11 protein-coding genes are annotated in these 12,779 nt (G+C 72.6%); 10 read left to right on the top strand and 1 reads right to left on the bottom strand.

What is annotated here, in order from left to right:
• Position 1 precedes the first annotated feature (1 nt).
• Together ACV7NM_RS05760 and ACV7NM_RS05755 are read left to right on the top strand one after the other, a co-directional pair.
• Positions 2-1,417: a DUF1996 domain-containing protein gene (locus ACV7NM_RS05760; RefSeq protein ID WP_463409239.1), complete on the top strand. Its 1,416-nt coding sequence runs from the start codon at positions 2-4 to the stop codon at positions 1,415-1,417.
• A gap of 138 nt (positions 1,418-1,555) precedes the next feature.
• Positions 1,556-2,449 (top strand): RNA polymerase sigma factor, encoded by an 894-nt coding sequence (locus ACV7NM_RS05755; RefSeq protein ID WP_463409238.1) that lies wholly within the window; start codon positions 1,556-1,558, stop codon positions 2,447-2,449.
• A gap of 38 nt (positions 2,450-2,487) precedes the next feature.
• Here ACV7NM_RS05755 and ACV7NM_RS05750 read toward each other — a convergent pair whose 3' ends face one another.
• Positions 2,488-3,639: a PucR family transcriptional regulator gene (locus ACV7NM_RS05750; RefSeq protein WP_463409237.1), complete on the bottom strand. Its 1,152-nt coding sequence runs from the start codon at positions 3,637-3,639 to the stop codon at positions 2,488-2,490.
• Positions 3,640-4,083: 444 nt separating this feature from the next.
• On the opposite strand from ACV7NM_RS05750, the gene ACV7NM_RS05745 reads away from it, so the two are divergent.
• From ACV7NM_RS05745 to ACV7NM_RS05710, 8 genes are all read left to right on the top strand, one after another.
• On the top strand, positions 4,084-5,238 hold the full coding sequence (locus ACV7NM_RS05745; protein WP_463409236.1) for a hypothetical protein: 1,155 nt from the start codon (positions 4,084-4,086) through the stop codon (positions 5,236-5,238).
• Complete coding sequence (locus ACV7NM_RS05740; RefSeq protein WP_463409235.1) at positions 5,235-6,683, top strand: NADH-ubiquinone oxidoreductase-F iron-sulfur binding region domain-containing protein; 1,449 nt, start codon at positions 5,235-5,237, stop codon at positions 6,681-6,683. Before ACV7NM_RS05745 ends, ACV7NM_RS05740 begins: the two co-directional genes overlap by 4 nt.
• Before the next feature lie 158 nt (positions 6,684-6,841).
• Complete coding sequence (locus tag ACV7NM_RS05735; protein ID WP_463409234.1) at positions 6,842-7,909, top strand: SCO0930 family lipoprotein; 1,068 nt, start codon at positions 6,842-6,844, stop codon at positions 7,907-7,909.
• 61 nt (positions 7,910-7,970) lie between these two features.
• Positions 7,971-8,525 (top strand): hypothetical protein, encoded by a 555-nt coding sequence (locus tag ACV7NM_RS05730; RefSeq protein WP_463409233.1) that lies wholly within the window; start codon positions 7,971-7,973, stop codon positions 8,523-8,525.
• A 111-nt stretch (positions 8,526-8,636) separates the two neighbouring features.
• On the top strand, positions 8,637-9,767 hold the full coding sequence (locus ACV7NM_RS05725) for a site-2 protease family protein (RefSeq protein ID WP_463409232.1): 1,131 nt from the start codon (positions 8,637-8,639) through the stop codon (positions 9,765-9,767).
• Between the two features lie 164 nt (positions 9,768-9,931).
• On the top strand, positions 9,932-11,671 hold the full coding sequence (ctaD, locus tag ACV7NM_RS05720; protein ID WP_463409231.1) for an aa3-type cytochrome oxidase subunit I: 1,740 nt from the start codon (positions 9,932-9,934) through the stop codon (positions 11,669-11,671).
• A gap of 20 nt (positions 11,672-11,691) precedes the next feature.
• Complete coding sequence (locus tag ACV7NM_RS05715) at positions 11,692-12,045, top strand: hypothetical protein (protein WP_463409230.1); 354 nt, start codon at positions 11,692-11,694, stop codon at positions 12,043-12,045.
• A gap of 82 nt (positions 12,046-12,127) precedes the next feature.
• Positions 12,128-12,538 carry a nuclear transport factor 2 family protein gene (locus ACV7NM_RS05710; RefSeq protein WP_463409229.1) on the top strand — a complete coding sequence of 137 codons (411 nt, stop codon included), beginning with the start codon at positions 12,128-12,130 and terminating at the stop codon, positions 12,536-12,538.
• Positions 12,539-12,779 lie beyond the last annotated feature (241 nt).

The following is a 12,779-nucleotide window of genomic DNA, read 5'->3' as shown; positions in this document are numbered from 1 at the left end:
CATGAGCCCAAAGGGCCACAAACGCCGACTGAAGCCGTCCCACAAGGCCCTCGCCCTCGTGTCCGCCCTCGTCCTCGGCGCCGGCGCAGTCGTGGTCGTCGAGCAGGCGGCCTCCGCGGGGCAGGACTCCGCGCGCAACGCGCCGGTGACCGCCACGATCGACTGCCCCGACGTCGGCGACCGGCTCCGTGAGGTGCCTGACCCCGCGCGGGGCGAAGTCGACCGTGACCTCGCCCAGTTGGACACCCAGATCGCCGACTCCTACCAGCGCCTGGCCACCGGCCGGGCCCAAGGCAAATCCTTGCTGGGGGAGTTGCAGGGCAAGCGGCAGAAGACCATCTCCGCCATGGCCGACGCGATCGGGCGGTCCACCACGCGGCCCGGGAGCCTGGAAGGGCTCAGTGGCTGCTCGATGAAGCAGGCGCCGGCCGCGGACGCCGCCGACGCCGCCGCCGAGGCGGCCGCCCCGGCCGACGCGCAGGGGAGCGGCGCACAAGGCGCCGACGCGCAGGGCCTGGCCGCCCGGAACAAGGGCAACGGCCCGGCGCGCTCCGACTTCGTCGTCATCGGCACGGTGAAGCCCAACGTCCGCACCCCCGCGCCCCAGGCGAGGGCTTCCAAGGGGTCCTTCTCCGTCCAGTGCGGGCAAAACGAGAACCGCCACCTCAACCCGGACAACGTGATCGTCGCGCCGGGCGTGGGAAACGGGGCGCACCACATGCACGACTACGTCGGCAACAAGACGACCGACGCCTTCTCCACCAACAACAGCCTCGCCGCGTCCGGCACCACCTGTACCAATGGCGACCAGTCCACCTACTACTGGCCGGTGCTGCGACTGCGCGACGGCCGGGCGGAGCAGGACGCCAAGGCACCGGGCGGCGGCCAGGACGCCAACGTCGGGACCATCCTCAAGCCGAAGCAGGTGACGATCGACTTCAAGGGCAGCGCCACCGGCGCGGTCACCGCGATGCCACGCTTCCTGCGGATCATCACCGGTGACGCGAAGGCCTTCACCAACGGCCCGACCAACGCCAACGCCTCGTGGAGCTGCACCGGGTTCGAGAACCGCCAGTTGAAGGACAAGTACCCGATCTGCCCCAAGGGCAGCGACGTCGTACGGACGTTCACCTTCCAGAGCTGCTGGGACGGGAAGAACGCCGACAGCGCCAACCACCGCACCCACGTGGCCTTCGCCCGCGGCGACGGGTCGTGTCCGGGCGGGTTCAAGGCCATCCCGCAACTCGTGCAGCGGATCACCTACGCGGTGGCGCCCGGTGCGCGGTTCGCCGTGGACAGTTTCCCCGAGCAACTGCACAAGCCGGTGACCGACCACGGCGACTTCATCAACGTCATGTCGGACGGGCTGATGGCCGGCGCCGTGCGCTGCATCAACGGCGGGCGGGCCTGCCGCTGAGACCCTCGGGGCGACGCCCCCTCCCACTCCCCGCGTCGCCCCGAGAGCGGTGCCGGTCCGAAGCCGACTTCGGACCGGCACCGCGCCGTGCCGTCGCCCCGCGGCGGCCGGCCCCCACGTCATCGAGGAGCGATCGTCATGTCCGGCTCTCACCGCACCACGGCCGGTGCACCACCCGACCACGAAGTCCCGCCCGACCATGAACTCCCGTCCGGCGACGGGACTCCGACCGCCGACCGGGTCCCGACCGGCGACCGGGTCCGGCCCAGCGACCGTGAACTCACCGGGCGCCTCAGACGGTCCTACGCCCGCGGCGCCATGGACCCCGATGTCTGCGACCTGCTGTACCGGCGCCACCGAGGCGCCCTCCTGGCGTGCGCCCGGGGTTGCTGTCGTGCCCCGCAGGACGCGGAGGACCTCGTCTCCGAAGCCTTCGTCCGCACCCTCCAGGCCGTCCGGTCCGGCGCCGGTCCGCGGGACGAATGGCGCCCGTACCTCTTGGCGGTGGTCCGGCACACCGCCATCGAATGGCGGACCGGTGACGGCTTGACCGTCCTGACCCCCGACGTCGAATCCTGGTGCGCGCCCGGACCGTCCGGTGAGGACCCGCAGCAGCGGCTGTTGTCCGACGAGGAGCGCAGGCTCGCCGCCCGGTCCTTCCACGCGCTGCCCGCGCGCTGGAAGGCCGTCCTGTGGCACACGCTCGTCGAGGACGACTGCCGTCACCAGGTGCCGGTGCTGTTCGGTATCACCCCGAGCGCCGTGACCTCGCTGGCCTTCCGGGCCCGCGAAGGACTGCGCGAGGCGTACCTGTACGCCCACCTCGGCCCGGCGGCGACCGGCGACGTCCGGTGCCGGCCGTACGCCCCGATGCTCGGCGCCGCCGTCCGGCGCCGGGGCGCGCCCCGAGCCGGGGGACTGCGTCGCCATCTGGCGGGATGCGGCTCCTGTTCCCGGGCGTACGCGGAACTGCTCGACCTCGACGCGAGCATGGCCGCACACGCGTCCGACCCCGGTCCCTCCCCACGCTGACGGGCAGGGACCGGGGTCGGACGCCGCGGGCCCAAGGCCTACAGGCCGTTGACCCGGGCCATGCGACCGGCGCCCAGCGGCGGCCGGAACTCGGCGGTCACCACGCGCGCCCGGCGGCTCACCCGCGAGTGCTGGCGCCGTACCTGCGCCATGAGCCGGCGGGTGCGCAGGGCCATCTCCAGCTCGAAGCGGGTGCGCGGGTCCCGCAGACCCGTTCCGAAGAGCTTCTCCAGTTGCCGCATGCGGTAGCGCACCGTCTGGGGGTGCACACTCAGGGCCTTCGCCGCCTCCGGCGCCCCGCCCCCCTCCAGCCAGGCGAGCAGGGTCACTTCGAGCCGCTCGCTCTGGCGCGGGGTCAGGTCCGCCAGCGGTCGCAGCCAGCGGGCGGCCAACGCGTGGGCCAAGGGCTCGTCCTGGAGCAGCAGCAGGGTGGAGAGGTGGTCGTCCACGAAGACGGGGCGGGCCTCGGCGCCGGGCCGGGCGGGGGTCAGGTTGAGCAGGCGCAGCGCCCAGCGCAGCGAGGAGGCGGTGTCCCGCAGTGCGACGGGGTGCCCGACGGCGGCGAAACGCCCGCGCAACGCGCACTCCAACGGCCCCCGGACGTCCGGGTCCGGGGCGGGGACCAGCAGGCACGGCTGTCCGCCGACCATGCCGGTGAGCGGGTCGTCCAGTACGCCCGCCAGCTGCTGCATCTCCCCGGGTGTGGCAGGCGCCACGGCCCGTACGGTGGCCGGCAGGGGCCATCCAGCCGTCGCGGCCAGTTCCGACAGGGCAATTTCAGACATGGGCATGTCAGCCGTAAGGCCGGTGAACAGCTCCCGCCGAGCGCGCTCGGCCGCGGTTCCGTAAGCCTCGGAGCGTGGTGAGGGGATGGCCTTGAGGGGGACCAACCGGCCGCTCGTCGAAGGGTCGCGGTCGGACGCCACGGTCTCCGGCGGCCGTTCCCCCTCCGGCGGCGAGCAGGGTTCCCGGTACCCGAGAGCGGTGAGCAGCGCCGCCTCCACGCGCTGTCTGACCACCTCTTCGTCGGTGTCCGCGATCAGTTCGCGGAATCCGGGAATGCCCTCCCGGAGCTCCTCCACGATCCCCGCGGCGAGCGCGGGCAGTTCCCTTCGCAGGACCCGGGTCCATTCGCCGCGTGGGCGGGACCAGATGCGGTTCAGCAGTTCGCACATTGTTACCTCGTTCATGCCGGGGTATGGCCTGCCCCGTGGGAGGGTGACAAGCCTGTCGGGGCCGCCTTCCTCCCCGTCGGCGTCGGTGCCGGCAGGGGAGTCGAGCGCCTCGTACTCCCTCCAGGAGCGTGCCATCCACTTGCAGTCCCGCGACCTTGCCTGAATTTTGCCGTCGGGGAGGTGTGGCGGCGGACAAGGTGTGAACCTCGTCGTGACCGCACCACTGGAAGGGAATCTTCCGGGGATGTTCGATGCGATGACTGCGCGGGCGCCAGAAATTATCACGTTTCGATAAATCCCGTGGAGGTGCTGCGTAGCTCCACGATGCTTCTGCACTCCGGCCCCCGCTCCCCGGTCGGTGAGGCGTCATCTCCCGCCCGCCGCGGAGCAGTTCCGACGACTGCCCCGGGCGCCGAGCGCGAGGTGGAGTGCTCGGGCCCGGGCGTATGGGAGAACCCGATGCCCCTGCCCCAACCCCGTACGCCACGCTCTCACCGGGCCCGCCGCACCAGACGCCACGCCGGTACGGCCACCGCGGCGGCGGGGCGGCGTGCCGTGCGCCGGCCGCCGCTGCTGTCCGCCGCCGGAGGGCTGCACCCGGGCGCCCTGTCCGCCGCGGCCCTCGCCGGCCTGGTCTCGCTGACCATCGCGGTCCAGGCGGGCGCCCTGACCCGCCTGTGGGACTTCCTGGACTACGGCGCGGGCGTCCTCTCGCTCGTCTCCCTGACCTCCACGGTCCTGTGGGGCTTGGCCGCGACCGACCGCACGCTCCTGGCGTCGGGCCACCGGCTCGTCGCCCAGGGGGTCCACCGCGGACTCGCCGTCGCCGGGCTGGCCTTCCTCGCCCTGCACATCTGGATCAAGATCGCGCGGGCGCACACGGGAGCCGCGTCCGCCTTCCTGCCGTTCGCGGACCCCGACCGGCCCGTCCTCATCGGACTCGGCACGCTCGCCGGGTACCTCTTCGTCGCCGTGGCCGTCTCGGGCGCGGCCCGCAGCGCCTTCGCCACCAAGGGCCGCTCACTGTGGTGGCGCGCCCTGCACGTGGGCGCGTACCCGGCGTGGGGCGCGTCACTGGTGCACGGCCTCAAAGCCGGGCGGGCCGCTGCGGGTTGGGTGACCGTGGCGTACGGGCTCTGCCTGGTCGGGGTCGCCGCCGTCCTCGTGATCCGTCTGCGCGCGCGCCTGCGCGCCCTGCCGGCCCGGCCGCCCGTCGCGCCGCCGCCACCGCCCCGCGTCCCCGGGCAGGGGCCGCCGCGCACGCCGCTTCCGTTCGTGCGCAAGCCCGCCGAATGGGCGGCGGCGCGGCTGACCGCGCGGCTGGCCCGCCAGAGCCGGCCGGCACCCGCCGGTGAGGCGCGCCCCGACCCGTTCGGCGAGCCGTTGCCCACCGCCCGGCAGGGGGCCGGTCCGGTGACGGCGTCCCGGCCGGTCCCGCAGCCGTACCCGGCGCCCTCGTACGTCGCCCAGGCGCCCCAGGCCTACCCCGCGCAGCCCAACCCCGCGCCGGCGTACGACCCCCAGCCCTACCCCGCGACCGTGTTCATACCGAGCAGGCTCGGCGTGGCCGACCGCCCCGGTGAACCGCTCGGCGGGGCGCGGGGGCGCCAGTGACCGGCGTGTCCCGCCCCGCCCTCGGGTGCGTGGGCCTGCCCCGACTGCTGGCGGGCCTCGACCTGGCCGCCCGCCTCGACCTCGCCGGGCACCTCGCGGTGCACGGGCCCCTGCCCCGCTACCCGGTCGAGGAACTGGCGAACCTGGCCGAGGCCGTGGACCTCAAGGGGCGGGGCGGGGCGGGCTTCCCCTTCGCCCGCAAGCTCCGCGCCGTGATCCGCTCCGCCCGCGGACGTGACGGCCGGACCGCCGTCGTCGTCAACGGCAGTGAGGGCGAGCCGAGTTGCCTCAAGGACACCGCCCTGCTGCTGCACGTCCCGCACCTGGTGCTCGACGGCGCGCTACTGGCCGCCGACGCGCTCGGAGCCGAGGAAGTGGTCATCGGCGTCACCCGAGACGACGTGGAGGGCTCACTGCGCGCCGCCGTCGCCGAACGCGACCCGGCGGACCGCCGGGTCCGCGTGGCCCGGCTCCCCGAACGCTTCGTCACGGGGGAGGGCACCGCCCTGATCAACGGCATCGCGGGCGGACCGGCGCTGCCGTCCGGGCAGAAGGTGCGCACCAGCGACAGGGGCCTGGGCGGGTTGCCGACCCTGCTGTCCAACACCGAGACCTACGCCCAACTCGCGGTGGCCGCCCGACTCGGGGCCGCCGAGTACCGGATGGCCGGCCTCGACGACGAGCCGGGTACCGTCATGCTGACCGTCGGGGGAGCCACGGTCGTCGAAGTGCCGACCGGGACGTCCCTGGCGTACGTCCTGGACCTCTGCGGATCGGAACCCGGCCAGGGCGTCCTGGTCGGCGGCTACCACGGTCGCTGGCTGGCCCCGGCCGCCGCCCGCTCCGCCGCCCTCTCCCGCCGCTCGCTCGCCTCGTACGACGCCGTACTCGGGGCGGGCGCCGTGCTGCCGCTGCCCCACGACACCTGCCCCGCCGGGGAAGTCGCCCGAGTCACCCGCTGGATGGCCGACGAGTCCGCCGGTCAGTGCGGGCCGTGCGCGCGCGGGCTGCCCTCGCTCGCCGACGCGGTGGACGCCCTCGTCGGCGGCGGGGGACGGGCGGCGCTGGAAGCCGTCCAGGCGCGGATGCGGTCGGTGCTCGGCCGCGGGGCGTGCAGCCACCCGGACGGCACCTCGGCCTTCGTGGCCTCCGCGCTGGCCGTGTTCCCCGACGAGTTCCGCGATCACGCGCTCGGCAGCGGCTGCGGGCGCCGCGCCCTGGGCGCCCTGCCCCTGCCGGCCGACGAGAGCCCCGAACGGCTCGTCGTGGACTGGACGTTGTGCAAGGGCCACGGGCTGTGCGTGGACCTGCTGCCCGACATCGTCCGGCTGGACCCCGACGGCTACCCGGCCCAGGGGGTCATGCCGGTCCCCGGGCGGCTGCGGCCCAAGGCACTGCGCGCCGTCCGCCGCTGCCCGGCGCTGGCGCTGCGCATCCAGGAATGAGCGCGCCCCGAAAGCCGTGAACGGTTGCGGCCGGCCCCAGTTCAGCATTTGGCACGATCTGACAAATTCCCGTCCATTCGAATTCGGCAGGCTTCCCAAGCCTTATGAATGACCCAGGAAGAGAAAACGCCGAATGGAAACACAGGGAGTGAGCAACCGTGAACAACAAGCGTCGTGGGGCGGCCGCCGCCGGATCGGTGATGGCGGTACTGGTACTGGCGGTCGGATGCGGGAGCGGCGGGTCGAACGCGAGCCGCGCGGGGAATTCGGTACAGCCGGTCGGGGACAGCAAAGCCATCGGAAACGGATACGGCACGGGATACGGCTCCGGCGGCTCCGGAGCGGACCCGGCGGCCGGCGCGGGGTACGGCTCCGGCGGCGACGCGGCGGCCGCCACCTCCGCCAGGGCGGGCCAACTCGCGGTACGGGACGTCGCGAACGTGGGCAGCGTGGTCACCGACAGCGCCGGCCTCACCCTCTACCGGTTCGACAAGGACACCGCCAAGCCCCCCACCTCGAACTGCTCGGGTGACTGCGCCACCGCTTGGCCGGCGGTCCCCGCGGCGGACGTCTCGGCCGCCGCGGGCATCGACGCCGCCCAACTCGGCGAGGTCACCCGCGCCGACGGCAGCAAGCAACTCACCCTCGGCGGCTGGCCCGTGTACCGCTACGCCAAGGACACCCAGGCCGGGGAGGCCAAGGGTGAGGGCGTCGGCGGGACCTGGCACGCGCTGGCCGCCGACGGGAAGAAGGCCGTCGACCAGAAGGACGCCCAAAAACCCGGGACGCCCGCCACCGCCGGCATGGGGGCGGGAACGGGGAGCGGAATGGGAAGCGGCATGGGGGACATGAATGCCAAGGCCGGTACGGAACTCTCCGTCGCAACCGACGCGAAACTCGGGAAGATCATCGTGGACGGCCAGGGGCGCACTCTGTACCGATTCAACAAGGACAGCGCCTGGCCGATGAAATTCGGTTGTCTCGACGCCTGCCTGGACACCTGGAAGCCCGCCGCTCCGGTGGACAAGACGAAGGTGTCCGGAATCGCGGAAAAGCTCGTCGGCTCGGTGAAGCGCCCCGACGGATCGCAGCAATTGACGATCGACTGCTGGCCGGTCTACCTGTTCACCGGTGACACCCAGCCCGGCCAGACGAACGGACACAACAAGCAGGGGCTCTGGTTCGCCGTCGACGACGCCGGCAAGAAGATCCCCGCCGACCGCTAGGTCGTGGCCCCCGCCCGCCCCTGTGAGCCCGCCCCTGTGAGCCCGACCCTGTGAGGGAGACATGCCGCAACCACCCCGTGTCACCGCCCGCCACGTGGCGCCCTGTGTGACCGTGCTGCTCGCCTCCCTGCTGTGCGGCGGGTGCGCGACCGGGCACGCGAAGGCCCGGCCGGCCGCCGCCACCCGTGCGGCGAGCCACGTCACCGTCCAGGACCTGGCGGGGGCCCTCGGTTGCACCGCCGAGATCACCGTCGACGCCGAGGAACTGAGGGAAGGGGCGTGCGGGGCGGGGGCCACCGGGTACCGCATCGCCACCTTCACCGCCGACGAGGGGCAGCGCGAGTGGCTGAAGGAGTCCCGCGCGTACGGCGGCACCTACCTGGTCGGCGACCGGTGGGTGGTCACCGCCGCCTCCGCAGAGGCCCTGGCGCCGCTACGGGAGCGTCTGGGCGGCACGGTGGAGTCCGGTGACGACCACGGCCCGGGGCACGGGGACGCCGGGCACGGCGACCCCGGGCACGGGGGCGCCTCCCCGATGGACCCCTCGCACGACCCCGGGCACGCCCCGCCCTCGGGTCCGCCCTCCGGTCCGTCCTCGCAATCGTCGCCGGGATAGGGCGGAGCCGAGAGGGACACTGGAGGTGAGGCCCCGGCCGTCCGGTCCGCGGGGTACGGGTCGCGCGGTGCGGCCCGGGCGGACCGGCCGCCGGGCCGGCGGGAGAGACCCATGAACGGCTCGGTCCCCGTAGGACACGTGGTCGGCGTACCGCTGCGCATGCACTGGAGCGTGCCGCTGCTGGCGGTCTTCCTCGCGTACGGCCTCGGCCGCCAGACCCTCCCCCTCTGGACGCCGGGGCACTCGAACGCCGTGTACACCCTCGCCAGTGCCGTCGGGGCCGTGCTCCTGATGGCCAGCCTGCTGTGCCACGAGGCGGCGCACGCCGCGATGGCCCGACGCAAGAAGATCTCCGTCCAGGACGTGACTCTGTGGGCCCTGGGCGGGATGACCCGCATGGGCCGCCCCCAGAGCGCGTCGGCGGCCTTCGCGGTCGCCGTCAGCGGTCCGCTCACCAGCCTCGTCATCGGCGGCGCCGCCCTCGGCGCCGGCATCGGCCTGGACCGACTCCCCGGGTGGGCCGTGCCCGGCGCGGTCCTCGGCTGGCTCGGCTGGGTGAACCTGGCCCTCGGTGTGTTCAACCTGTTGCCCGCCGCCCCGCTGGACGGCGGCCGGGTGGTCCAGGCGGTGCTGTGGTGGCGCACCGGGGACCGCGAGCGCGCCGAGCGCGCCGCGTCCCGCAGCGGCCAGGTGCTGGGCGTCCTGCTCATGGGCGCCGGCTGGGTCTCGCTGCTGCGCGGCTCCTCGGGCGGTCTGTGGCTGGTGTTCACCGGCCTCTTCGTGATGGTCGTGGCCGGCGCGGAACGACAACGCGCCGTCATGGCCACGGCGCTGCGCGGCGTCCGCGTCGCCGACGCCATGACCAGCCCGGTCACCACCGGCGCCGACTGGTTGACCGTACGCCGCTTCATCGACGAGGTGGCCCTCCCGTCCCATCACTCCGCCGTGCCGCTGCTCGACTTCGAGGGCCGTCCCAGTGGTGTCGTCGAACTGCGCGGCCTGGCCGCGGTCCAGGGCCCCCTGCGTGACACCACCCAGGTGCGCGAGGTGGCCACCCCGCTGTCGCGGTGCGCGGTCGCCTCGCCCGAAGACCCCCTGACCGAGGCCCTCGACCGGCTCGGCATGGCCACCGGTCCCCGTCTCCTCGTGGTCGACGCAGGCCGTCTGGTGGGCATCGTCACGGCGAAGGACATCAACCGCCTGATGCGCCGCCACGTGCTGGGCGGCGGGAAGTCGCTCTGAGGCGGTGGAGGGCAGGGCGGGGCCCCCACCTTCACCCGTACGCGTCGCCCGGCCGCCGGGCGTGGTGTCCGCCCGGGCAGTAGACAGGTAGAACGTGTGGGCGGCCGGAGCCGGTCGTCCCGGCGTGCCCGAACCGCCACCGTCCGACATCCTGGGGATACCGTATGGCCGCTGTCACCGAGCCGATCACGCCCGTTCCCGCACAGAGGCGATCCGTCGGGAAGATCGTGGTGTCCTGGCTGTCGACGACGGACCACAAGAAGATCGGGCACCTGTACCTGATCGCCTCGTTCGTCTTCTTCGTGATCGGTGGCGTTCTCGCCCTCGTACTGAGGGCGGAGCTGGCCCGGCCGGGCATGCAGATCGTCACGAACGAGCAGTACAACCAGATCTTCACCCTGCACGGCACGATCATGCTGCTGTTCTTCGCGACGCCGACGTTCGCCGGGTTCGCCAACGCGATCATGCCCCTGCAGATCGGGGCACCGGACGTGGCGTTCCCCCGGCTGAACATGCTTTCGTTCTGGCTGTTCTTCTTCGGCGGAACCATCGTCGTGGCGAGCCTGCTCACCCCGCAGGGAACGGCCGATTTCGGCTGGACGGCCTACACCCCGCTCAGCAGCGTGACCCGCAGCCCCTTCATCGGCGCCGACATGTGGATCATGGGGTTGGCGATGTCGGGCTTCGGGACGATCCTCGGCGCCGTCAACTTCGTCACCACGATCATCTGCATGCGTTCGCCCGGCATGACGATGTTCCGGATGCCGATCTTCACCTGGAACATCCTGCTGACCTCGGTCCTGGTGCTCTTCGCGTTCCCGGTCCTGGCGGCCGCGCTGCTGGTGCTGGAGGCGGACCGCAAGTTCGGCGCCCACGTCTTCGACCCGTCCAACGGCGGGCCGATCCTGTGGCAGCACCTGTTCTGGTTCTTCGGGCATCCCGAGGTCTACATCATCGCGCTGCCGTTCTTCGGCATCATCACCGAGATCCTCCCCGTCTTCTCCCGCAAACCGGTGTTCGGCTACCTCGGCCTCGTCGGGGCGACGATCGCGATCGCGGGACTGTCGGTCACGGTGTGGGCGCACCACATGTTCGCCACCCAAGCGGTGCTGCTGCCCTTCTTCTCCTTCATGACGTTCCTGATCGCGGTGCCGACCGGGGTGAAGTTCTTCAACTGGATCGGCACCATGTGGAAGGGCTCACTGTCTTTCGAGACGCCGATGCTGTGGTCCATCGGATTCCTGGTGACGTTCCTCTTCGGCGGTCTGACCGGCATCATCCTGGCCTCGCCGCCGATGGACTTCCACGTCACCGACTCGTACTTCGTCGTCGCCCACTTCCACTACGTGGTCTTCGGAACCGTCGTGTTCGCGACGTTCGCCGGCTTCTACTTCTGGTGGCCGAAGATGACCGGAACCATGCTCGACGAACGCCTCGGGAAGATCCACTTCTGGACCCTGTTCATCGGCTTCCACCTCACCTTCCTCGTCCAGCACTGGCTGGGCGCCGAAGGCATGCCGCGCCGCTACGCCGACTACCTCGCCGCCGACGGCTTCACCACCTTGAACACCGTCTCCTCCCTCGGGGCGTTCCTGCTCGGCGGCTCGACCCTCCCCTTCTTCTACAACCTGTGGAAGACCGCCAAGTACGCTCCGCGCGTCACCGTCGACGACCCCTGGGGCTACGGCCGCTCCCTGGAATGGGCCACCTCCTGCCCCCCGCCGCGCCACAACTTCGTCACCCTGCCCCGCGTGCGCTCCGAATCCCCCGCCTTCGACCTGCACCACTTCGAGATCTCCGAACTGGAACGCCGCGAGAACGAGGGCCAACGCGACATGATCGACCAGGACAAGGCCCTCTCCCCGCCCCGCGACGACTCCGCCGGACCCACGGCCGCCGGATAGCGGGACGGCGGCGAGCGACGATGGACGAACCGGGTGAGGCGGAGACCGCCGCGGGCCTGGCGCGCCTGGAGGGCTACCTGATCAGCCAGGCGGCCCTCCGCGAGGCCCACATCGAGGCGCAGGCGTTCGCCAGGCGCCTGACCTGGCTCGGCCCGGGCGAGCGACAGGAGGTCGCGGGCCTCTTCGCCGAGCACCACCTGCGCATCAAGCGGCAGATGCTGGCCGCCGTCGTGGCACGCGGTGAGGAACTCGCGGCGGCGTACGAACACCGCTACCGGCTGGCGCGCCGACGCCTGACGGCCGGTGCGGTGGCGGCGATCCCGGTGCTTCCGACCCTGTTCCTGGGCCTGTCGGCCCTCTGCCGCTACTTTTGAGACGCGCCCGGGTCGTCGGCGACCACGGGCGCGTGGCCGGCCCGGAGAGGGCGGCCGGGAAACCGAAGCGGGGGAGCACGCCGTGTCAGGTACGCGGTCCAAGTCCGAACTCGACGCCCTGACGGCCGAGTTCTTCGGCGCCTTCGACAACCGAGGCGGCAAGACCGCCGATGTCGGCAGGCTCCGCCGACTGTTCCTGCCCGGCGGTGTGATCGTCAAGACCGGCCCGGAGTTCGCGGTCTACACCGTCGAGGAGTTCATCGAACCCCGACAACGGCTGCTGGACGAGGGCCGCCTGGTCGAATTCTCGGAGTGGGAGACCTCCGAACGCACGGAGATCCAGGGTGACATCGCGTCTCGCTTCGGCGACTACCGCAAGTCCGGAACCCTGGACGGCGCCCCCTTCGAGGGCGCCGGCACCAAGACCCTCCAGTTCGTCCGCACCCCCGCCGGCTGGCGCATAACGGCCCTCTCCTGGCACGACCACCCCTGACCCACGCCGCAGTGCTCCGGACCAGGGTGCGGCTCGAAGAAGGCTGACCCGCCGGGCGTTTCCCCGTAGGCGGACCGGGCCCTCGGCCGACGGCCGCCACCGGGCGTGCGGCGCCGGTGCGTGGGCCGCAGGATGGAATGGCACCGTCCGCCCGGCCGGGCTCCGTCGGGTTCCCCTGATGTGCGGGGGAGCCGGGCTTCCCGGCCTGCGGCGCGAGACGCTCGTGCCCGCACGCGAGGAG

The sequence above is a fragment of the Streptomyces sp. Tek67B01 genome, assembly GCF_055231995.1.
This window is presented reverse-complemented; position numbering and strand designations above follow the sequence as displayed.

What these genes read in the sequence shown, in the direction of transcription:
- ACV7NM_RS05760 (WP_463409239.1), top strand. Translation starts at nt 2, where the DNA reads ATGAGCCCAAAGGGCCACAAACGCCGACTGAAGCCGTCCCACAAGGCC.
- ACV7NM_RS05755 (WP_463409238.1), top strand. Translation starts at nt 1,556, where the DNA reads ATGTCCGGCTCTCACCGCACCACGGCCGGTGCACCACCCGACCACGAA.
- ACV7NM_RS05750 (WP_463409237.1), bottom strand. Translation starts at nt 3,639, where the DNA reads ATGAACGAGGTAACAATGTGCGAACTGCTGAACCGCATCTGGTCCCGC.
- ACV7NM_RS05745 (WP_463409236.1), top strand. Translation starts at nt 4,084, where the DNA reads ATGCCCCTGCCCCAACCCCGTACGCCACGCTCTCACCGGGCCCGCCGC.
- ACV7NM_RS05730 (WP_463409233.1), top strand. Translation starts at nt 7,971, where the DNA reads ATGCCGCAACCACCCCGTGTCACCGCCCGCCACGTGGCGCCCTGTGTG.
- ACV7NM_RS05725 (WP_463409232.1), top strand. Translation starts at nt 8,637, where the DNA reads ATGAACGGCTCGGTCCCCGTAGGACACGTGGTCGGCGTACCGCTGCGC.
- ctaD (WP_463409231.1), top strand. Translation starts at nt 9,932, where the DNA reads ATGGCCGCTGTCACCGAGCCGATCACGCCCGTTCCCGCACAGAGGCGA.
- ACV7NM_RS05715 (WP_463409230.1), top strand. Translation starts at nt 11,692, where the DNA reads ATGGACGAACCGGGTGAGGCGGAGACCGCCGCGGGCCTGGCGCGCCTG.